This window comes from Bradyrhizobium sp. LB13.1 (assembly GCF_054056815.1).
This window is the reverse complement of the sequence record NZ_JBSRYQ010000001.1, coordinates 2391423-2409862: the sequence shown is the minus strand read 5'-3', so window position 1 is coordinate 2409862 and position 18440 is coordinate 2391423. Positions and strand designations below refer to the sequence as shown.

The window sequence follows — 18440 nt, the reverse complement described above, 5'->3', positions numbered from 1 at the left end:
ACTCAGTCGACCAGCGCCGGCGCTTCATCCGCGAGCCCGTACACGCGCTGCGCCTTGGAAAATCCCGCGATCGGGAATTCTCCGAGCTCGTGCCAGTCGTGTTGGCAGACATTGGCAAAGCCTGCCGAGGCCACGATGGTCCGCCCTAGCCGACCCGTGATCTTCTCGAGCCTGGCGGCAAGGTTGACGGCGGGGCCGATGCAGGTGAAGTCGAGGCGGTTGCCGCCGCCAATATTGCCGTAGAGGATGTTGCCGACATGGAGCGCGACGCCGAAGCGGAAGCGCTCGACGACGTCGCCGACCGGGAAGGCGAGCGCCTCGACGCTGGCGCGGGATTCGCGCGCCGCCTCCAGCACGCGCGAGCAGACATAGGCGGCATCGCCGACATATTCGTCGATCGGGAACACCGCGAGCAAGCCGTCGCCCATGAATTTCAGGACTTCGCCGCCATGGCCCCGGATCGCGGTGACCTGACAGTCGAAATAGTGATTGAGGATCTCGACCACGGTCTCGGCCGGCAGCCGGTCCGACAGCGCGGTGAAGCCGCGCAGATCCGAGAGCCAGATCGCAGCCTGCATGGTGTCGTTGTGGCCGCGGCGGATCTGGCCGCCGAGGATACGCGCGCCGGCACGGTTGCCGACATAGGTATCGAGCAGCATCTCGGCGGTGCGGCGCAGGCTGATGATCTCGCTGACGCGCGCAAGCGGTGCCATGAGGGTGCGGATCGCAGCGATGTCGTCATCGCTGAAGCCGCCGGGATCCCGCGTGACCCAGCTCGTTGCATGGATAGAGCCGTCGAGATACGGCATCGGCACCGCGATATAGTCGGTCACGCCTTCGGCGCGCATGTCATCGAGGAACGGAAAGCGCTTGCTGTCGGGGTCGTCCATGCGGCCCCTGACCTCGATCCCCTCTTCGAACACGATACGAAGCGGGCTCCTGGCGAATTCGGGCGTGTCCAGGATATCGAAATCGACGGTCCCGATCTCGACCTTCTGACCTTCCCGCCAGATAAAATTGCGGCCGAAGATTTCCGGATGCAGCGTGCGAATGAAGATGCCGAACCGCCACAGCGGCAAGCCGGCTTCGACCAGATGTTCGCAGACGTCGGCGATCATCTCCGACGGGGTCCCCGACGACCTGGCGCCGTCGATCAACCAGTTGGTGATGCGCTGGAGTTCGGAGTTTTGCATGTCCGCATTTGCGGACGAAGTTGTGGGATCGTCAAGCTGCGCGGTGGCTGGTGGCGCGACACAAGCGACCCACCCAGCGCTAGCGTCCCACCTGCCCGCGGTCGCGCAGGAAATGATCGGCCAAGACGCAAGCCATCATGGCTTCGCCGACGGGGACGGCGCGGATGCCGACGCAGGGGTCGTGGCGGCCCTTGGTGAATATCTCGGTGTCGGCGCCGTTGCGATCGACCGTCAAACGCGGCTGCAGGATCGACGAGGTCGGCTTCACCGCAAAGCGCACCACCACCGGCTGTCCCGTGGCGATGCCGCCCAGCACGCCGCCGGCGTGGTTGGACAGAAAGCGCGTGCCGTCATTGCCGGTACGCATCTCGTCGGCGTTCTCTTCGCCGGTCAATTCCGCCGCGCCAAAGCCGGCGCCGATCTCGACGCCCTTCACCGCGTTGATGGTCATCATCGCGGCTGCCAACTCGGAATCGAGCTTCGCATAGATCGGCGCACCAAGGCCGGCCGGCACGCCTTCGGCGACGACCTCGACCACCGCGCCGATCGAGGAGCCGCTCTTGCGGATGCCATCGAGATAGGTCTCGAAGAACGCGGCCTTGTCCTTGTCGGGACAGAAGAACGGGTTTTTCGCAATCTCGTCCCAGTCCCACTTGTCGCGGTCGATCTTGTGCGGACCGATCTGCACCAGCGCGCCGCGCACCCTGACGTCGGGCAGCACTTTTCGTGCGATCGCACCGGCAGCAACGCGCGTCGCCGTCTCGCGCGCCGAAGAACGGCCGCCACCGCGGTAATCGCGCAGGCCGTATTTGGCCTCGTAGGTGAAGTCGGCATGACCAGGGCGAAACTTGTCCTTGATCTCGGAATAATCCTTCGAGCGCTGGTCGGTGTTCTCGATCAGCAGCCCGATCGGCGTGCCCGTCGTCACCTGTACGCCGGTCTCCGGATGCGCCATCACGCCGGAGAGGATCTTCACCTGATCTGGCTCCTGGCGCTGGGTCGTGAAGCGCGACTGGCCGGGCCGGCGGCGATCGAGATCGCCCTGGATGTCGACCTCGACGAGCGGGATCATGGGCGGGCAGCCGTCGACCACACAGCCGATCGCTACCCCGTGGCTCTCGCCGAAGGTGGTGACGCGGAACATGTGGCCGAAGGTGTTGAAGGACATCGCGGCTCGCTAGCTTGGTTCCCGCGTGTGGTAACGCGCGGGGGGGGCCGGGGGTCAAACCCGCAGCCGCCACGGGAGACGGCCAACCGGCTTAACTAAACTTCTCCAGCCGCCCGTCGCGGAACACATAGACTGCGCCCTGCTCGATATAGAGTTCGGCGGCGCTCGCCGGCGTCTCCAGGCCGAGTGAAACCATCAGGGCCCGGCAGGTCCCGCCATGGGCAACCGCGACGGTGTCGGTCCGGAGCTGGTCGTACCAGGCGCGCACGCGGACCTGTACTTCGGCGTAGGTCTCCCCGTCCGCGGGGCCCACCGTCCATTTGTCGGCGAGGCGCCGGGCGTAGACATCGGGATCGGAGGCCTCGCTCTCGGCCAGCGTCAGTCCCTCCCAGGCGCCGTAGCCGATCTCGCGCAGGCGATCGTCGAGCGTGTAGTCCGCAGGCGGCAGTTCGAGCTTGCCCCGCGCCAGTTCCATGGTCTGCCGCGCGCGGCCAAGCGGGCTCGACACGTAGGGAAATGCAGCCTTGTCGCGGCCGTCGCGCTTGAAACAGATCGGCGAGAATGCCCCCGGCCTGCACAGCCTGACCGCGGCCGCGCGCGTTCAGCGGAATGTCCTTGGTGCCCTGAAGCCTGCCGAGCGCATTCCACTCGGTCTCGCCGTGGCGAAGATAATAGATCGTGGGCACGGGCATTCCAGGTAAAGGTTAGTCCTTGCTACCGAACGAAATGTCAGGCGCGTCGGGGCGCTTCATGCCGAGCACGTGATAGCCGGAATCGACGTGGTGCACCTCGCCGGTGACGCCTCGCGACAGGTCGGAGAGGAAATACAGCGCGCTGCCGCCGACATCTTCAGTGGTCACGTTGCGCCGCATCGGTGCGTTGGCCTCGTTCCACTTCAGGATATAGCGGAAATCGCCGATGCCGGACGCCGCGAGCGTCTTGATCGGACCCGCCGAGATCGCGTTGACGCGGATGTTCTTCTCGCCGAGATCGGCCGCGAGATAGCGCACGCTCGCTTCGAGCGCCGCCTTCGCCACGCCCATCACGTTGTAATGCGGCATCCACTTCTCGGCGCCGTAATAGCTGAGCGTGATCAGCGAGCCGCCGTCGGTCATCAGCTTCTCGGCGCGCTGCGCCACGGCCGTGAACGAATAGCAGGAGATCAGCATGGACTTCGAAAAATTCTCCTGCGTGGTGTCGACGTAGCGACCATCCAGCTGCTCGCCGTAGGCGATCGCGTGCACCAGGAAATCGATCTTGCCCCACTTCTCCTTCAGCACCGCGAAGGCCGCGTCGATGGTCGCGGCATCGGTGACGTCGCAATGGCCGAGCACGAGCCCGCCGATCTCGGCGGCGAGCGGCTCCACGCGCTTCTTCAGCGCATCGCCCTGATAGGTGAAGGCGAGCTCGGCGCCGGCCGCGTGGCATGCCTTGGCGATGCCCCAGGCGATCGAACGGTTATTGGCAACACCGAGGATGACCCCGCGCTTGCCTTGCATCAGTCCCTGCATCAGACCTGAATTCTGCGCCATTTGCTAACGTCCCGTCGAGCTCTCGGTGAGGTCTGGAGGTACACCAGCCCTCCTTTGCGGTACAGTCCTAATACGCGGCGTTAACGCTGTTTCGAGCGCCGGAATAGCTGTTCCGCTCGGGTGTTATGATCGTTGTGGCACTCGCGCCGGACACCAGGACGTCAAGACCGCAATGAGTGCGTTTCGACAAAGTGTGGAAGCAATGATCCCGGCGTTGCGCCGCTACGCCCGCGCGCTCACGCGCGAGGCGGATGCGGCCGACGATCTGGTGCAGGATACATTGGTGCGGGCGCTGCGTTCAGAGCGCCTGTTCCTCGGGGGCGATGTCAGGAGCTGGCTCTACACGATCCTGACCAACCTCAACAAGAACCGGCGGCGCTCGCTGGCAAGGCGCCCGCAATTCATGCAGCTGACGGAGAACAACCCGGATGCCAGCGGGACCGAAGCCGAAGGGCGCGATATCGAGAAGGCACTGGCGACGCTCGTCGAAGAGCAACGCTCGGTGCTGCTCCTGGTGATGCTGGAGGGCATGAGCTATCGCGAGGTCGCCGACATCCAGGGCGTGCCGATCGGCACCGTGATGTCGCGCCTGGCCCGCGCCCGTGCCCACGTTAAAGCCTCGCTGGAGGGTGAGCGCCCGGCGCTCAAGCGGGTGAAGTAATGGCAGGGTGGATGCATTGCGCATGTCGCTTCCCCTGCGTGGAGTGGGAAGCAGCGCAGTTGAACCGCGTAAGATATTTTGGGCCGCAGAGCCAGAGACGACCGATATGAACGACCGCAATATTCCCCTCACAGAAGACGAACTGCACGCCTATGTCGACGGCGAGCTACCGGCCGAGCGCAGCACCGACGTCGAGGCCTGGCTAGTCGCCCACCCTGACGATGCCGAGCGCGTGCAGTCCTGGCGCGCCGTGGCCGAGATGCTGCACGCCCGCTACGATTCCGTCGCCCAGGAGCAGGTGCCGGCGCGGCTGGAGCTCGAGCGGCTGGAGCGCCGGCCCCGCCAGTGGCTCTATGGCGCCGCCGCGGCGGTGCTTGTTGCCTTCGTCGCCGGCGGCACCGCCGGCTGGGTCGCGCATGGCGCCGCCAATGCCCCCTCGACCTTCCAGAACTTTACGACCGACGCGCTCGACGCCCACCGCCTCTACGTCGTCGAGGTTCGCCACCCCGTCGAGGTCGGCGGCAACGAGCGCGACCACCTCCAGGCCTGGCTGACCCGGCGCTGCGGCTGGACCGTGTTTGCACCGAACCTGGAGGCGAGCGGGCTGAAGCTCGTCGGCGGCCGGCTCCTGCCTGGGCCGAACGGTCCGGCGTCGTTCCTGATGTACGAGGGCGCCTCGGGCGAGCGGTACACGATCTACACCGCCAAGACCGAGAACGGCGCGACGCAGATGCGCTACGCCAGAGCGGACAAGGACGGGGCGCTGTTCTGGGCCGAGCGCGGCGTCGGCTACGTCGTCAGCGGTGGCGGCGACCGGGACCGGCTGACCAAAGTGGCGCAGGCGGTCTACGACCAGGCAGAGAAAAAAGGCACGTAGACAACCACGCAAACGCGGTGCCTCGATTCCGACATTGAAAATTTGGAATCAAGACATCGGCGCGTCTCATTATCGCACCGGATGATCACGCGAAAATGAGCAGCGTTCGATCCGCCGATCGACGCGGGCGGCCTCGATTGGGGTTTTTGGTACCGCGCTGGTCCCCCTCTCGAGGCCGCACCTTTTTATCGGCTGCCCCGCCGGGCAGCCGACACGTCGAGCACGTGAGCCAACAGGGGCTACCACGCCTCGGCATATGATGAGCATCATCTCCATGGACGACGCTCTCAGTCTTTAGGAGAACCCCTTCAGCTGCCGATCTCGCCCTAACCGAGCCCGCTACGTGGATTGTAGGGGTGTTGGTCCCGCCACTTTTCCATCAATGCTTCAAGTTCGGCGTCGTTCCCGTCCGGTAGCATAATCCTGATGGTGACGAAGAGATCCCCGGTTCCGCCTGCTTTTGGCAATCCTTTGCCCTTAAGGCGGAAGGTCCGGCCGCTGGACGTGTTTTTCGGGACCGACAGCTCCACTGCATTGCCGAGTGTGGGCACGCGGACCTTACCGCCAAGCACCGCCTCATAGAGCGTGACCGGTAGGTCGATCCTGAGGTCGGCACCATCGACCTTGAAAAACGAATGCGGTGCAACGGTAATCGTGATCAGGAGATCGCCCGGCGGGTGGCCCTGCGCGGTCTCGCCCTGCCCCTTCAGCCGGATCTGCTGGCCGCTGACCACGCCGACCGGAATTTTGACATTGAGTTCCTTGCCCGTCGGCAGCCGGACGCGCTTCTCCCCGCCCTGCACCGACTCCTCCAGCGAAACGGTCATGGCGACGTTCAGGTCGAGATTAACCCCGATCCCGCCGGTGTCGAATTCGAACTGCCCGGCACCGCCGGCCCCGGGCCGCGGACGCTGCCCACCGCCGAACATGCTGTTGAGGATGTCCTCGAACGCGCCGCCGCCCTGACCAGGGCCCGCGCCGCCACTGCGGAAGGTGTAGCTTTCGAACCCGCCCGGACCGGCGCGACCGCGCGGCCCGCCGCCGCCGCCGCCGCCGGGAAAGCCCTGGAACCGCGGCTTGCCGTCGGCGCCGATCTCGCCACGATCAAACTGCTTGCGCTTGTCCTCGTCGCCGAGGATCTCGTTGGCCGTGTTGATCTCGGCGAAGTGCTCGGCGGCCCGCGGATCGTTCTGGTTGTTGTCGGGATGGTGCTTCTTGGCAAGCTTGCGATAGGCGCTCTTGATCGCGGCAGCGTTGGCGCTCCGCGGCACCCCCAAGACCTCGTAGGGGTCGCGCATCCGTCACGTCTCCTTCAGGAAATCGATATGTTCAAAGGGCTCCCCGCCCCACCTGGGCTCCATGTGGGGGCAAGTGGCATTTTTGCAACTAGCTCGCGGAGCCGATTTCTAACTCCGCCACGGCTTTAGCGTATGAATCTCCCAACGGCCACGGCTGCTTTGGCAGCCGGCGCCCTGGAGCCAGCTTTCGGTGGTGCCGTTGACATAGCTCGCGAGGAAGTCGCGGCACTTGCGGCCGTCCTCGGCGGCATAGGATTGCGCGATCGGCGTCACCGAACCGCGGGCGCCGGTCTCGGGATTCTCCCAGTGTTGGCTGGAATCCTTGTCGCCCTTGCTCAGGATGTCTGAGGCGGCATTGCGGGCGAAGGCGAGATCGGTCTCGGTCGGAGCCGCCTCCTTCGCCGACATCGTGATCGAGCCGGTGAGATCGCTGTCGTCGGCCTTGGCGTAGGCACTCTTGTCATTGCGGGAAAAGCTGCAACCGCCGGTGCCAAGCCCGATCAGAACGATCGTCATGACGACGCCGGACGGCCGGATCGCCGATAGGCCAACGCGTCCCCATGCCCTATATAGGGCGGTAGCGGACAACAACGCGTTTTGGGCCGCAGGACGCAACTCGGACTCCAGACATGACCGACACGACCCCGATGAAACACCAGACACCCTTAACATCCGGTGATTTCACCGCCGCCGACGAACCTTTTGCGCTGTTCGAGGCTTGGCTGAACGAGGCGATCAAGAGCGAGCCGAACGATCCGAACGCCATGGCGCTCTCGACCGTCGACGCCGACGGCCTGCCGGACGTGCGCATGGTGCTGATGAAAGGCTTCGATACCGAGGGTTTCGTCTTCTACAGCCACATCGCCAGCCAGAAGGGCCGCGAACTCGCCGCAAATCCTAAGGCCGCGTTACTTTTTCACTGGAAGTCGCTGCGCCGGCAGGTCCGCATCCGCGGCAACGTGACGCCGGTAAGCGAGGCCGAAGCCGACGCCTATTTCGCCACCCGTCCGAAGCAGGCGCAGATCGGCGCGTGGGCGAGCAAGCAGTCGCAAGAGCTAGAGAGCCGCTTCGCCTTCGAGCAGGCGATCGCCAAGGTCGCCGCCAAGCACATGATCGGCGAGGTGCCGCGACCGCCGGGCTGGAGCGGCTGGCGCATCACGCCGTCGCGTATCGAGTTCTGGCACGATCGCCCATTCCGCCTGCACGACCGCATCGAATTTCGTCGTGACGCGGCCGGCCAACCATGGTCCAAGACGCGGATGTATCCTTAGTATTTTGTTTGAGCATGATCTTTTCGGAAAACCGCTGCACAATTTTCCGGATCATGCTCCAACCTGAAAGAGCTTCATGTCGCAGTCTTCCAACGCGCCACGCCGTACGCTGCTCCTGACCGGAGCCAGCCGCGGCATCGGCCACGCGACCGTAATCCGATTTTCCTCGGCCGGCTGGCGCGTCATCACCTGTTCGCGGCATCCGTTCCCGGAGGATTGTCCCTGGGATGCGGGCCCTGAGGACCATATCCAGGTCGACCTCGCCACCCCCACCGATACCACGCGCGCGATCTCCGACATCCGCGACCGCCTCGAAGGCGGCATGCTGCATGCGCTGGTCAACAACGCCGCGATCTCGCCGAAGGGTGTCGGCGGCTCCAGGCTTGGCTCGGTCGACACTGACCTCGAGACCTGGACGCACGTGTTCAACGTCAACTTCTTCGCTCCGATCATGATGGCGCGGGGGCTGATCGAGGAATTGAAGGCGGCCAAGGGATCGGTGGTCAACGTCACTTCGATCGCCGGCTCGCGCGTACATCCCTTCGCGGGCGCCGCCTACGCAACCTCGAAGGCCGCGCTCGCATCCCTGACGCGCGAGATGGCCTCCGACTTCGGCCGCGTCGGCGTTCGCGTCAACGCGATCGCGCCGGGCGAGATCGACACCTCGATCCTGTCGCCGGGCACCGAGAAGATCGTCGACCAGCAGATCCCGATGCACCGCCTCGGCACGCCCGACGAGGTCGCCAAGATCATCTACGTGCTGTGCACGGACACCTCGTCCTATGTCAACGGCGCCGAGATCCACATCAACGGCGGTCAGCACGTGTAATCTCTCGTCGTCATTGAATGAAGGTCAGTTGCGGCGAGTCTGACAGCCCTTCAAGCAGGGCGCTTCCGGCGACGTGGCTGCAACGGCGTCCCCTCATAGAGATCAGCGACGGCGCATTGCGGTCCGAATGCAGGCAGCTTGAATTCCTCGGACCCGCCGAGTGTTTGCGAGTTCCAACCACTCGGCGTTCTGGCGTCGAGACGGACCTCCATTCGGTCCTGCTCGATGATGAGCACCGCCTCGCAGGCCGCATGCGCGAGGTAGATGGTTCGTTTGACGTCGATCCACCTCTTCTCGGTGGCGGGCACCCGCGTGTCGTCAGTGGCGGAGACGATCTCTGCCAACAGATAGGCTCGCTCGACGAACCTCTGGTCCGGCTCGTACTCGGCGTCGATGACGGCAACATCCGGCTCAGGGCGGAATTCGCCCGACCCGAGTTCGATGCCGGGACGCTGCATTGCGATGCGACTCTGATCGTGACTCGCCAGCGCGTCATTGAGCAGACGCTCAAGATTTCCCGCGATGCGGTTGTGCGCAATCATTGGCGGCGTCATCATCATCGCGACACCCTCCGACAAGCTCCCAGCGCTCATGGTCCGGCCGACCTTCCTGGAACAGGCGGAAGTGCTCGCCGGACATGCGCCCGGCCGTGGTGGGTTCTTCGATTCCAACACCCATCGGCGTCTCCGACGTCACCGGGCGCGAGCCTAATCGGCTCCGCCGTGAACGCCAATAGAGATAAGAAGGGCTGGCAGGGGACGCCACCGTCCCCGTCAGACGCTGCGAGCCAAATGTGGGGAAGAGCTACGGGAACGGAAGCAAGGCGATCCAGACAACGCCGCCGCAAGACCTGGATCGCCCTTACCTTCCGTTGTCAATCGGCGCGAAACCGACGCGGCTGTTCGCGCAGCCGGGGAGCTGCGGAAGTGATTGCAGTCGAGCAGTCGTCGTCGTTCTCGCCGTCGAGCAGCGGAGCACCACAGTGCCGGCACATGCGTGCCGACATCGACGACGCCTTGCCGCTCGCCAGGACCTGACGATAATTCGCCAGATCGATGACGTTGCGGGGCGACGTTATGTGTTTTTCAACCATGGCTGTTCCTCGCGGCTAACATGCTGCTTATCGCAGACAAGTTTCGCGCAAACGTTCAGCCCACCGCTCAAATTTTACCGGAGGAATTGGGGCGCTGCGCACACATCACCGCACGGCCTCAATCCCGATCTATTCTGCAACACCCAACGCCATCTCTCTGTGACCGGCGTAAGGTCTCGGTAGGTATCTTTGCTTGAGCATGATCTTTTCGGAAAACCGCTGCACACTTTTCCGGATCATGCGCCTACAGCCACTTCTTCCACTTGAAGATCCAGTAAGGAACGATCGCCGCGATCAGCATTAGAACCAGCGCGTACGGATAGCCGTGCGCCCAATCGAGTTCCGGCATCGACTTGAAGTTCATGCCGTAGATCGAGGCGATCAGCGTCGGCGGCATCAGGACAACGGCCATGACCGAAAACAGCTTGATGATGTTGTTCTGCTCGAGATTGACGACGCCGAGCATGGCGTCGAGCACGAAGGTGATCTTGCTGGAGAGATAGGAGGCGTGGTCGGTCAGCGAGGAGACGTCGCGCTGCATGGTCTTGAGCTGCTCGCGCATGTCCTTCGACCATTTCACGCCTTCGACGATCGCCGAGAGGAAGGTGACGACGCGGCCGATCGACACCAGGCTCTCGCGGACCTTGGAGGTCAGGTCGCCCTTGCGGCCGATCGAGATCAGGATTTGCGAGTATTGCTTGGCGTGGCCGTGACGCTCGCTCTCCGGCTCGAAGATGTCATGGGAGACCTGGTCGATGTCGGCGCCGCAGCGTTCCAGAATGTCGGCGCAGCGGTCGATCACCGCGTCCAGCAGTTCCATCAGCACCATCTCGCCGGTGATCGCAGGCGTGCAGGACCGGGCAAGCTTGGCTTCCACCAGCGCAAAGGGCTTCGGCTGGTCGTAGCGCACTGTCACCAGGCGATGGTCGCCGAGAATGAAGGTGACGGCCGTGGTCCGGGGCATGTCGGTATCGGATTGGCACATCAGCGTCGCCGTCATGTAGCGCGCGCCGTTCTCGATATAGAGGCGGCTGGAGATCTCGATCTCCTGCATGTCCTCCCGGGTGGGGATCGCGATCCCCGACAGCTTCTCCACGGCCTTGTCCTCGGCCGCGGTCGGGTTGACCAGGTCGATCCAGACCGCGTGCTCCGGTACTGCCGCCAGATCCTCGACGATGGCCTTCTTGAGGGAGGATTCGGAGGGAACAAATACCGAAAACATGAACAACTCCAGAGAACCTGCGACAGAATGACAGCGTTTAGCGCGATTCTGACAAGTTCATGATGACAAGCACATTAACGGAGTGTTTGCATTTGCGGCGGCGCCGTGGCTCAACTGTGGCACGAAAACACACATGCGCGCGCGTTGCCCAGAAACCGTCGCTGGACCGCAAAACTTGCGGCAGAAAAGCCACAGGTAAGGTCTTGCAGCGCGGGAAAAGCTTCGAAACGCTGGAATTGTGGCAGATTTCAACGATAATGGGGCCAACGGAGTCGTGGTCTTTGGGCTTGGTCCAAGCTCCACGCAAGTTTGTTGTTGTCGATTGGAACCAAATCATGTCGTCGCTGAAAGTTATGCTGGGTATTTTGGCCGCTGGCCTGATGCTGTCGGGCTGCATGCAGGCCACACATTTTGAGGCGACCGACACCAAGGCCTTCAAGCCGAAGGACAAGGAACTGCTTGCCAAGGTTCGGTACGAGAACACCCCGGTCGCAGAGCCATTCCGCCGCGCCATCGTCGACTATCACCGCAAGGAATCACCGGGTTCGATCGTGGTCGATTCCGACAACCACTACCTTTACTGGGTGATGGATGGCGGAAAGGCAATCCGCTACGGCATCACGGTCGGCGAAGAGGCCATGGCCTGGTCGGGCATCGCCAAGGTCGGCAGCATGACCGAGTGGCCGGCATGGCATCCGACCCCGGGCGAGATTTCACGTCTGGGCGTACCGACCTTCGTTGCGCCCGGTCCGGACAATCCGATGGGCTCGCGCGCGATGTATCTCTATTCGGGCGGCAAGGACACGCTGTTCCGCATCCACGGTACCAACCAGCCCGAATATATCGGTGCCTCGATTTCGTCGGGCTGTATCCGCATGACCAACGAGGACGCGATCGACCTCTATACCCGCGTCAAGGTCGGTACGATTGTGGTCGTGCTCGAACCCAAGCATGGCGACTCGCCCTATAATTCGCGGCTGGCGCTCGGCGCCGGCGGAACTGGCCAGGCGGGCAGCTACTGATCCCGTCCTGATCTTTCCGAGCTTCAAAAGCGCCGGTTTCACCGGCGCTTTTTTGTTGCCGGCTTGTGCGGCTGGGCCTTGCTGCCGTCGACCGCCGGCTTGTCCGCAGGCGAAGGGGATTTCTGCGCCGCCTCGTCATCAGCTCCCTGCTTTGGCTCGGGCTTGGCCGCGACCTCGCGCGGCGGCGCCTCCTCGGGCCGTTCCGCCGGCAGGAGCGGGGCAATCTGCGGCAGGGGATCCCAGACGTTCCATTGGCAGATCCGGTAGTCATTGCGCCGCTGCGCCAGATCGAGATGGATATGGTCCTCGTGGTACCAGTCCGAGCCCGGCCCAAGTACGGTGGAAAAGCGCGAACAGACCGAATGCAGCACGCGCTCGCGGACCTCGCGCGGCATGGTGCGGTCGGTCAGGCCGATCGACTGCCCGTTGACCAGCTTGATGGCGCGGACATCGAGCGCGTTGGCCTTGCCGTGCTCGGACAGCGTGGCGCCGACAACGCGATTGCGGCCGCGGCACTCGAAACTGTCGAAATTGTCGAGATCGCTGATGGTCGAGCCGAGGCTCGCGGCCAGCGGCACCATGTCCTTGCGCACCCAATCGGCCATCGCTGACGCCATGGTGCAGCGGAGGATCGCCGCCGGCTTGACCGCTACCTTGCGCTTGTCCGGTAGCACGATGGCTTCGAGCCGAACCAGATCCTCACCGCCGCAAGCGCCCGGACCGCGGATATCCGGAATGGACGGCGCGATAGCGATCTCCTCGGTCAGCGCGAGGCGGCAGGAAGAGGCCTGCTTCTCGGGCGGCGGCGCGGCCTCGGCGGGCTTGCTGGCGCCAGGTTCGTCCGCGGAAGGCTTGTCGGGCGAAGGCTTGCCGTCAGTCTCCGGGGGGACCGCGTCCGATGCTTTGGGGGCCTCCTCAGGGCGGGGTCTCGGGAGCGGGATCCTGCCAGGGACCTTGGCAGAATGAACCGTCGCGCGCGGCCGTGGTGCAGCAATGCCGAAGATATCCAGCGGGGAGGCATATTTTCGCGCCTCTGCCCGATCCGCGAGCACGAGCGCGACGGTAACCATTGCCGCGCCGGCGGACATATAGCCGCGACAAGACCATTTGCGGCGAAGGGCCGGCAGGCTAAAACTCATGACAATTCTTTGGCCCAACGCTGAGAGCGACAATCCGCCCAGCGGCTTCTCGGAGGAACGACGGAATGCTTGGTTTGATGCAAGACTGGCCCCTGCTCTGCCACCGGATCATCGAACACGCCGCCAGGATTCATGGCAAGCAGGAGGTCGTCACGCGCTCGGTCGAAGGACCGATCCATCGCACAAATTATGCCGAGATCCACAAGCGCGCGCTCAAGGTCTCGCAGATGCTGGAGCGCGGCGGCATCAAGCTCGGCGACCGTGTCGCAACGATCGCCTGGAACACCTGGCGCCATCTCGAGGTCTGGTACGGCATCATGGGGATCGGCGCCATCTGCCATACCGTCAATCCCCGGCTTTTCCCCGAGCAGATCGCCTGGATCATCAACCATGCGCAGGACCGCATCGTGATGACCGACATCACTTTCGTTCCGGTCCTGGAGAAGATCGCCGACAAGCTTACAAGCGTGGAACGCTACGTCGTGCTCACCGACAAAGCGCACATGCCACAGACGACGCTGAAGAATGTGGTCGCCTACGAGGACTGGATTGCGGAGGCCGACGGCGAATTTAAATGGAAGGACTTTGACGAGAACACGGCGGCTGCGATGTGCTACACGTCAGGCACCACCGGCGACCCCAAGGGCGTGCTGTATTCGCATCGCTCCAACGTGCTGCATGCGCTGATGGCGAACAATGTCGACGCGCTCGGCACCAGCGCCTCCGAGACCATGCTCCCCGTGGTGCCGCTCTTCCACGCCAACAGCTGGGGCATCGCCTTCTCCGCACCCTCGCAGGGCACCAAGCTGGTCATGCCCGGCGCCAAGCTTGACGGCGCCTCGGTCTACGAACTGCTCTCGACCGAGAGAGTGACGCATACCGCCGGCGTGCCCACGGTGTGGCTGATGCTGCTCCAGCACATGGCCGCCAACAATCTCAAGCTGCCGGATCTGAAGATGGTGATCTGCGGCGGCTCGGCGATGCCGCGCTCGATGATCAAGGCCTTCCTCGACATGGGCTCGAACGTCCGCCACGCTTGGGGCATGACCGAGATGAGCCCGATCGGCAGCGTCGCGGCGCTGAAGCCGCCGTTCCAGAATGCGACGGGCGATGCGCGGCTCGACGTGCTTCAGATGCAAGGCTACGCGCCGTTCGCCGTCGAGATGAAGATCACCGACGATGCCGGCAAGGAACTGCCATGGGACGGCACGACCTTCGGCCGTTTGAAAGTCTCCGGCCCCGCCGTCGCCAAAGCCTATTTCCGCATCGACGCCAACATCCTCGACGAGGACGGCTTCTTCGACACCGGCGACGTCGCGACCATCGACGAGGCCGGCTACATGCGGATCACCGACCGCTCCAAGGACGTGATCAAGTCCGGCGGCGAGTGGATCTCCTCGATCGACCTGGAAAACCTCGCAATCGGCCATCCCGCGGTGGCGGAAGCCGCCGTGATCGGCGTGTTCCATCCCAAATGGGACGAGCGTCCGCTGCTGATCGTGCAGCTCAAGCAGGGCCAGCAGGCCAGCCGCGAGGACATCCTGAAGTTCATGGACGGCAAGATCGCCAAATGGTGGATGCCCGACGACGTCGCTTTCGTCGACGGCATCCCGCACACGGCGACGGGCAAGATCCTGAAGACCGCGCTGCGCGACCAGTTCAAGGACTATCGCTTCCCGAACGCGGCGGCGTAGACGGCCGAACCAAACACTGTCATTTCGGGGCGATGCCAACGGCATCGAACCCGGAATGACAGGGCCGTAACATCCCGGGAACCCTTGAATTTGCCTTCGGGCCGTGATCTCAACGGCCCATAGTCGCGCCAAATCGGCCGACACCGCCCCCAAGACCCCGGCAGAGCTCACCCGATGGCCCGCAGGTTTTCCGCTCCCTATCAGTCGGAGCCCGTATCCAGCCTCGCGAGCTGGGCGCGCAATTTGGCCGTGTTCGCAGTGGTGGCGGTGGTGGTCTCGATCATCATCCTCCGGTTCGGCTTCCTGGAGATGAAGCCGGCACTCGCGACCTTCTTCGGCGGGCTCGGGATCGCCGCGCTCTCGATCCTGTTCGGGCTCGCAGGCTTTGCCGCGATCTGGCAGAACGGCTCGCGCGGCATGGCGCGCATCCTGCTTGCCTTCCTGATCGCCGGCGCGATCCTCGCCTATCCCGCTTATCTCGGCCTGCAATACCGCAAGCTGCCGGCGATCCACGACATCACCACCGACCCGATCGACCCGCCGCGCTTCGACGCACTGGCCCGCCTGCGCACCGGCGATGGCACCAATACCGCTGTTTATGCCGGCCTCTATTCGGCCGAGCAGCAGCGTCAGTTCTATCCTGATATCGAGCCGATCGAGCTTGAGATTTCGGTCGACCGCGCCTATGCAATCGCGCTTCAGCTCGTCAACAAGCGCAAATGGCTGGTCATCGACGAGCGCGCGCCGCAGCCGCCGCGCCGCATCGGCCGCATCGAGGCTGTGGCACGCTCGCCGATCATGGGATTCCGCGAGGACATCGCGATCCGCGTCGTACCCGACGGCGACGATTCCCGCGTCGATATCCGGTCCGCCTCGCGCTATTTCGAGAGCGACCTCGGCAGCAACGCCGCGCGCGTGAAAAAATTCATCGACGACCTCAACACCGCCGCCGACGCCGACGCACTCAAGCCAGTGAAGAAGACCCCGGTGATGCCGCCGAAGGCGCCGGCGAAGACGGTGAAGAAGTGACGGAACGCTAAGCGTTCGCCATCCGATACGTCCCGCCAATCACGGGATCGCCGTCAGTCGCCACCACGCCGCGGGCGACCAGATCTTCCAGATGCGCCAGCACGGAATAGCCGGCAGCTGTCGTCAGCCTGGGATCGATGCCGATATAGATCGCGCGGACCATGGTCGGGATGTCGGTCTCGCCCTTGGCAAGGCGATGCAGGATCGAGGACTCGCGCGCCTTGCGGTGACGGATCAGGAAGCGCACGAAACGCGGGCCGTCCGGGATCTCGGGACCGTGGCCGGAGAAATACAGATCCTCCTCGCGTGCGGCCAGTCGGTCGAGTGACTCCATGTAATCGATCATCGAGCCGTCGGGCGGCGCCACGATCGAGGTCGACCAGCCCATCACGTGATCGCCGACGAAGTTGAATTTTCGCTCGGGCCAGGCGAACGCGAGATGATTGGCGGTGTGGCCGGGCGTCGCCACGGCCTCGAGCCGCCAGCCGTCGCCTTCGACGATGTCGCCATGGGCGATCCTGATATCGGGCGCGAAGTCGCGGTCGGCGCCGGATTCCGGGTTGTGCTTCTCGCTCTCGAAACGCGGGCGCGAGGCGCGGTGCGGGCCTTCGGCATAGACCGGCGCGCCGGTCGCCTGCTTGATCCGCGCGGTGTTCGGTGAATGGTCGCGGTGGGTGTGGGTGACGAAGATATGGCTCACCGTCTCGCCGCTGACAGCATCGAGCAGCGCCGCCGCGTGCGCCTCGTCGTCCGGACCGGGATCGATGATCGCGACGTTGCCTTGGCCGACGATGTAACTGACCGTGCCGGTGAAAGTGAACGGGCTCGGATTGCTACAAAGCACGCGCCGCACACCGGGGCGGACTTCCTCGACGACGCCGGGCTTCAGCGGAAAGTTGCGGTTGAACGGGACGTCGTCGTTGTCGGACATGGCTGGCTCATACCTTGCTGACTTCGTCTTGCCCGGGCTTGTGCCGGGCATCCACGTTCTTCGTGCGGCTAGAACGTGGATGGCCGGGACGTCTAGCGCGAAGACGCGCTTCGCGCTTCTACCCGGCCATGACGCAATTCCACGCCGAGACGTCTGCTCAGAAGAACGCCTGAATGCCCGTAATCGCGCGGCCCAGGATCAGGGCGTGGACGTCGTGGGTGCCCTCGTAGGTGTTGACCGTCTCGAGGTTATGGACATGACGCATCACGTGGTACTCGGCCGAGATGCCGTTGCCGCCGTGCATGTCGCGCGCGACGCGGGCGATGTCGAGCGCCTTGCCGCAATTGTTGCGCTTCATGATCGAGATCATCTCGGGGGCGAACTTGCCCTCGTCCATCAGACGGCCGACGCGAAGCGAGCCCTGGAGGCCCAGCGCGATCTCGGTCTCCATGTCGGCGAGCTTCTTCTGCACGAGCTGGGTCGCGGCGAGCGGCTTGCCGAACTGCTTGCGGTCGAGCGTGTACTGGCGGGCGCGGTGCATGCAATCCTCGGCCGCGCCGAGCGCGCCCCAGGAAATGCCGTAGCGGGCGCGGTTGAGGCAGCCGAACGGGCCCTTCAGGCCGGAGACGTTGGGCAGCAGCGCGTCTTCCGGCACCACGACGCCGTCCATCACGACCTCGCCGGTGATGGAGGCGCGAAGCGACAGCTTGCCGCCGATCTTCGGTGCGGACAGGCCCTTCATGCCCTTCTCCAGCACAAAGCCGCGGATCTGGTTGTCGTGCGCGGCCGACTTGGCCCAGACCACGAACACGTCGGCGATCGGCGCGTTCGATATCCACATCTTGCTGCCGGTGAGGCGATAGCCGTCCGAGACCTTCTCCGCCCGGGTCTTCATGCCGGCCGGATCGGAGCCGGCGTCGGGCTCGGTCAGGCCGAAGCAGCCGACCCACTCGCCGCTGGCGAGCTTCGGCAGGTATTTCTTGCGCTGGTTCTCGTCGCCATAGGCGTAGATCGGGTACATCACCAGCGAGGACTGCACCGAGTTCATCGAGCGGTAGCCGGAATCGACCCGCTCGATCTCGCGGGCGACGAGGCCGTAGGCGACATAGCCTGCATTGGCGCAGCCATATTCCTCAGGCAGCGTGATGCCGATCAGGCCGAGCTCGCCCATCTCGTTGAAGATCTCGCGGTCGGTCGTCTCTTCGAGATAGGCTTTGGTGACACGCGGCAGCAGCTTGTCCTGGGCGTAGGCGCGCGCGGTGTCGCGCACCATGCGCTCGTCTTCGGTGAGTTGCTCGTCGAGCAGGAACGGATCGTCCCACTGGAAAGAAGCCGAGATCGGCTTGTCCTTGGCCTGAGGGCGCGCGGTCATGAAACGTCCTTTCGTCTGGTTCCGTCAAAATTTGCCCGACAAACTAAAGCGCCGCGGCAACAAGTGCAATTGCGTTGCAGATGTATGGGTCTGCTTGAATCCCGGGGAC

General features: G+C 64.1%; 18 protein-coding genes and 1 pseudogene. 7 read left to right on the top strand and 12 right to left on the bottom strand.

Going from position 1 to position 18440, the window contains the following annotated elements; genetic code table 11:
• Nucleotides 1-2: 2 nt before the first annotated feature.
• The 4 genes and pseudogenes from ACVWYI_RS11405 to fabI all read right to left on the bottom strand — a co-directional run bounded on the left by ACVWYI_RS11405 (nt 3) and on the right by fabI (nt 3893).
• A complete protein-coding gene (locus ACVWYI_RS11405) occupies nt 3-1193 on the bottom strand; it encodes an adenylate/guanylate cyclase domain-containing protein (RefSeq protein ID WP_456662015.1) in 1191 nt (396 codons plus the stop codon).
• 79 nt (nt 1194-1272) lie between these two features.
• Complete coding sequence (gene aroC / locus ACVWYI_RS11400; RefSeq protein WP_456662014.1) at nt 1273-2361, bottom strand: chorismate synthase; 1089 nt, start codon at nt 2359-2361, stop codon at nt 1273-1275.
• Nucleotides 2362-2452: 91 nt separating this feature from the next.
• Nucleotides 2453-3053, bottom strand: a pseudogene (locus tag ACVWYI_RS11395) (histidine phosphatase family protein).
• A 12-nt stretch (nt 3054-3065) separates the two neighbouring features.
• Nucleotides 3066-3893, bottom strand: a complete 828-nt coding sequence (gene fabI, locus ACVWYI_RS11390; RefSeq protein WP_247348045.1) for an enoyl-ACP reductase FabI — start codon at nt 3891-3893, stop codon at nt 3066-3068.
• 172 nt (nt 3894-4065) lie between these two features.
• On the opposite strand from fabI, the gene ACVWYI_RS11385 reads away from it, so the two are divergent.
• Both ACVWYI_RS11385 and ACVWYI_RS11380 read left to right on the top strand, forming a co-directional pair.
• Entirely contained in the window at nt 4066-4554 is a 489-nt protein-coding gene (locus tag ACVWYI_RS11385) for a sigma-70 family RNA polymerase sigma factor (protein ID WP_354045984.1), read from the top strand.
• A 106-nt stretch (nt 4555-4660) separates the two neighbouring features.
• Nucleotides 4661-5431 (top strand): anti-sigma factor family protein, encoded by a 771-nt coding sequence (locus ACVWYI_RS11380; protein ID WP_247348289.1) that lies wholly within the window; start codon nt 4661-4663, stop codon nt 5429-5431.
• Between the two features lie 326 nt (nt 5432-5757).
• Here the strand turns inward: ACVWYI_RS11380 and ACVWYI_RS11375 are convergent, their stop codons facing one another.
• Entirely contained in the window at nt 5758-6729 is a 972-nt protein-coding gene (locus tag ACVWYI_RS11375; RefSeq protein WP_456662013.1) for a DnaJ C-terminal domain-containing protein, read from the bottom strand.
• A 108-nt stretch (nt 6730-6837) separates the two neighbouring features.
• Nucleotides 6838-7245 (bottom strand): RT0821/Lpp0805 family surface protein, encoded by a 408-nt coding sequence (locus ACVWYI_RS11370; RefSeq protein ID WP_345946830.1) that lies wholly within the window; start codon nt 7243-7245, stop codon nt 6838-6840.
• Between the two features lie 113 nt (nt 7246-7358).
• Here ACVWYI_RS11370 and pdxH point away from each other — a divergent pair, with 113 nt between their 5' ends.
• Complete coding sequence (gene pdxH, locus ACVWYI_RS11365; protein WP_247441867.1) at nt 7359-8000, top strand: pyridoxamine 5'-phosphate oxidase; 642 nt, start codon at nt 7359-7361, stop codon at nt 7998-8000.
• Between the two features lie 76 nt (nt 8001-8076).
• Nucleotides 8077-8829 (top strand): SDR family NAD(P)-dependent oxidoreductase, encoded by a 753-nt coding sequence (locus tag ACVWYI_RS11360; protein ID WP_456662012.1) that lies wholly within the window; start codon nt 8077-8079, stop codon nt 8827-8829.
• Between the two features lie 50 nt (nt 8830-8879).
• Here the strand turns inward: ACVWYI_RS11360 and ACVWYI_RS11355 are convergent, their stop codons facing one another.
• The 3 genes from ACVWYI_RS11355 to ACVWYI_RS11345 form a co-directional block, all read right to left on the bottom strand.
• Nucleotides 8880-9389 (bottom strand): Uma2 family endonuclease, encoded by a 510-nt coding sequence (locus tag ACVWYI_RS11355; protein WP_456662011.1) that lies wholly within the window; start codon nt 9387-9389, stop codon nt 8880-8882.
• A gap of 314 nt (nt 9390-9703) precedes the next feature.
• Complete coding sequence (locus ACVWYI_RS11350; protein ID WP_247348039.1) at nt 9704-9922, bottom strand: hypothetical protein; 219 nt, start codon at nt 9920-9922, stop codon at nt 9704-9706.
• A gap of 244 nt (nt 9923-10166) precedes the next feature.
• On the bottom strand, nt 10167-11144 hold the full coding sequence (locus ACVWYI_RS11345; protein ID WP_247348038.1) for a magnesium transporter CorA family protein: 978 nt from the start codon (nt 11142-11144) through the stop codon (nt 10167-10169).
• 335 nt (nt 11145-11479) lie between these two features.
• Here ACVWYI_RS11345 and ACVWYI_RS11340 point away from each other — a divergent pair, with 335 nt between their 5' ends.
• Nucleotides 11480-12166, top strand: a complete 687-nt coding sequence (locus tag ACVWYI_RS11340) for a L,D-transpeptidase (protein ID WP_247348037.1) — start codon at nt 11480-11482, stop codon at nt 12164-12166.
• 38 nt (nt 12167-12204) lie between these two features.
• On the opposite strand, the gene ACVWYI_RS11335 is transcribed toward ACVWYI_RS11340, so the two are convergent.
• The gene (locus ACVWYI_RS11335; RefSeq protein WP_456662010.1) at nt 12205-13305 is read right to left on the bottom strand and encodes an extensin family protein; all 1101 of its coding nucleotides are present in this window, start codon (nt 13303-13305) and stop codon (nt 12205-12207) included.
• Nucleotides 13306-13370: 65 nt separating this feature from the next.
• Here ACVWYI_RS11335 and ACVWYI_RS11330 point away from each other — a divergent pair, with 65 nt between their 5' ends.
• Nucleotides 13371-14999, top strand: coding sequence for a fatty-acid--CoA ligase (locus ACVWYI_RS11330; protein WP_456650918.1), 1629 nt, complete (start codon nt 13371-13373; stop codon nt 14997-14999).
• A gap of 174 nt (nt 15000-15173) precedes the next feature.
• Nucleotides 15174-16028, top strand: a complete 855-nt coding sequence (locus ACVWYI_RS11325) for a DUF1499 domain-containing protein (protein ID WP_247441878.1) — start codon at nt 15174-15176, stop codon at nt 16026-16028.
• Nucleotides 16029-16035: 7 nt separating this feature from the next.
• On the opposite strand, the gene ACVWYI_RS11320 is transcribed toward ACVWYI_RS11325, so the two are convergent.
• Together ACVWYI_RS11320 and ACVWYI_RS11315 are read right to left on the bottom strand one after the other, a co-directional pair.
• Nucleotides 16036-16959 (bottom strand): MBL fold metallo-hydrolase, encoded by a 924-nt coding sequence (locus tag ACVWYI_RS11320; RefSeq protein ID WP_456662009.1) that lies wholly within the window; start codon nt 16957-16959, stop codon nt 16036-16038.
• Nucleotides 16960-17116: 157 nt separating this feature from the next.
• Nucleotides 17117-18331: an acyl-CoA dehydrogenase gene (locus ACVWYI_RS11315; protein ID WP_247441882.1), complete on the bottom strand. Its 1215-nt coding sequence runs from the start codon at nt 18329-18331 to the stop codon at nt 17117-17119.
• Between the last annotated feature and the right edge of the window lie 109 nt (nt 18332-18440).

Bases quoted from the DNA above. Each gene is read 5' to 3' on its own strand.
- ACVWYI_RS11340 (WP_247348037.1), top strand. From the start codon at position 11,480: ATGTCGTCGCTGAAAGTTATGCTGGGTATTTTGGCCGCTGGCCTGATG.
- ACVWYI_RS11360 (WP_456662012.1), top strand. From the start codon at position 8,077: ATGTCGCAGTCTTCCAACGCGCCACGCCGTACGCTGCTCCTGACCGGA.
- ACVWYI_RS11405 (WP_456662015.1), bottom strand. From the start codon at position 1,193: ATGCAAAACTCCGAACTCCAGCGCATCACCAACTGGTTGATCGACGGC.
- ACVWYI_RS11335 (WP_456662010.1), bottom strand. From the start codon at position 13,305: ATGAGTTTTAGCCTGCCGGCCCTTCGCCGCAAATGGTCTTGTCGCGGC.
- pdxH (WP_247441867.1), top strand. From the start codon at position 7,359: ATGACCGACACGACCCCGATGAAACACCAGACACCCTTAACATCCGGT.
- ACVWYI_RS11345 (WP_247348038.1), bottom strand. From the start codon at position 11,144: ATGTTTTCGGTATTTGTTCCCTCCGAATCCTCCCTCAAGAAGGCCATC.
- ACVWYI_RS11330 (WP_456650918.1), top strand. From the start codon at position 13,371: ATGCTTGGTTTGATGCAAGACTGGCCCCTGCTCTGCCACCGGATCATC.
- aroC (WP_456662014.1), bottom strand. From the start codon at position 2,361: ATGTCCTTCAACACCTTCGGCCACATGTTCCGCGTCACCACCTTCGGC.
- ACVWYI_RS11325 (WP_247441878.1), top strand. From the start codon at position 15,174: ATGGCCCGCAGGTTTTCCGCTCCCTATCAGTCGGAGCCCGTATCCAGC.
- ACVWYI_RS11315 (WP_247441882.1), bottom strand. From the start codon at position 18,331: ATGACCGCGCGCCCTCAGGCCAAGGACAAGCCGATCTCGGCTTCTTTC.
- ACVWYI_RS11350 (WP_247348039.1), bottom strand. From the start codon at position 9,922: ATGGTTGAAAAACACATAACGTCGCCCCGCAACGTCATCGATCTGGCG.
- ACVWYI_RS11380 (WP_247348289.1), top strand. From the start codon at position 4,661: ATGAACGACCGCAATATTCCCCTCACAGAAGACGAACTGCACGCCTAT.
- ACVWYI_RS11385 (WP_354045984.1), top strand. From the start codon at position 4,066: ATGAGTGCGTTTCGACAAAGTGTGGAAGCAATGATCCCGGCGTTGCGC.
- ACVWYI_RS11320 (WP_456662009.1), bottom strand. From the start codon at position 16,959: ATGTCCGACAACGACGACGTCCCGTTCAACCGCAACTTTCCGCTGAAG.
- ACVWYI_RS11375 (WP_456662013.1), bottom strand. From the start codon at position 6,729: ATGCGCGACCCCTACGAGGTCTTGGGGGTGCCGCGGAGCGCCAACGCT.
- ACVWYI_RS11355 (WP_456662011.1), bottom strand. From the start codon at position 9,389: ATGATGATGACGCCGCCAATGATTGCGCACAACCGCATCGCGGGAAAT.
- ACVWYI_RS11370 (WP_345946830.1), bottom strand. From the start codon at position 7,245: ATGACGATCGTTCTGATCGGGCTTGGCACCGGCGGTTGCAGCTTTTCC.
- fabI (WP_247348045.1), bottom strand. From the start codon at position 3,893: ATGGCGCAGAATTCAGGTCTGATGCAGGGACTGATGCAAGGCAAGCGC.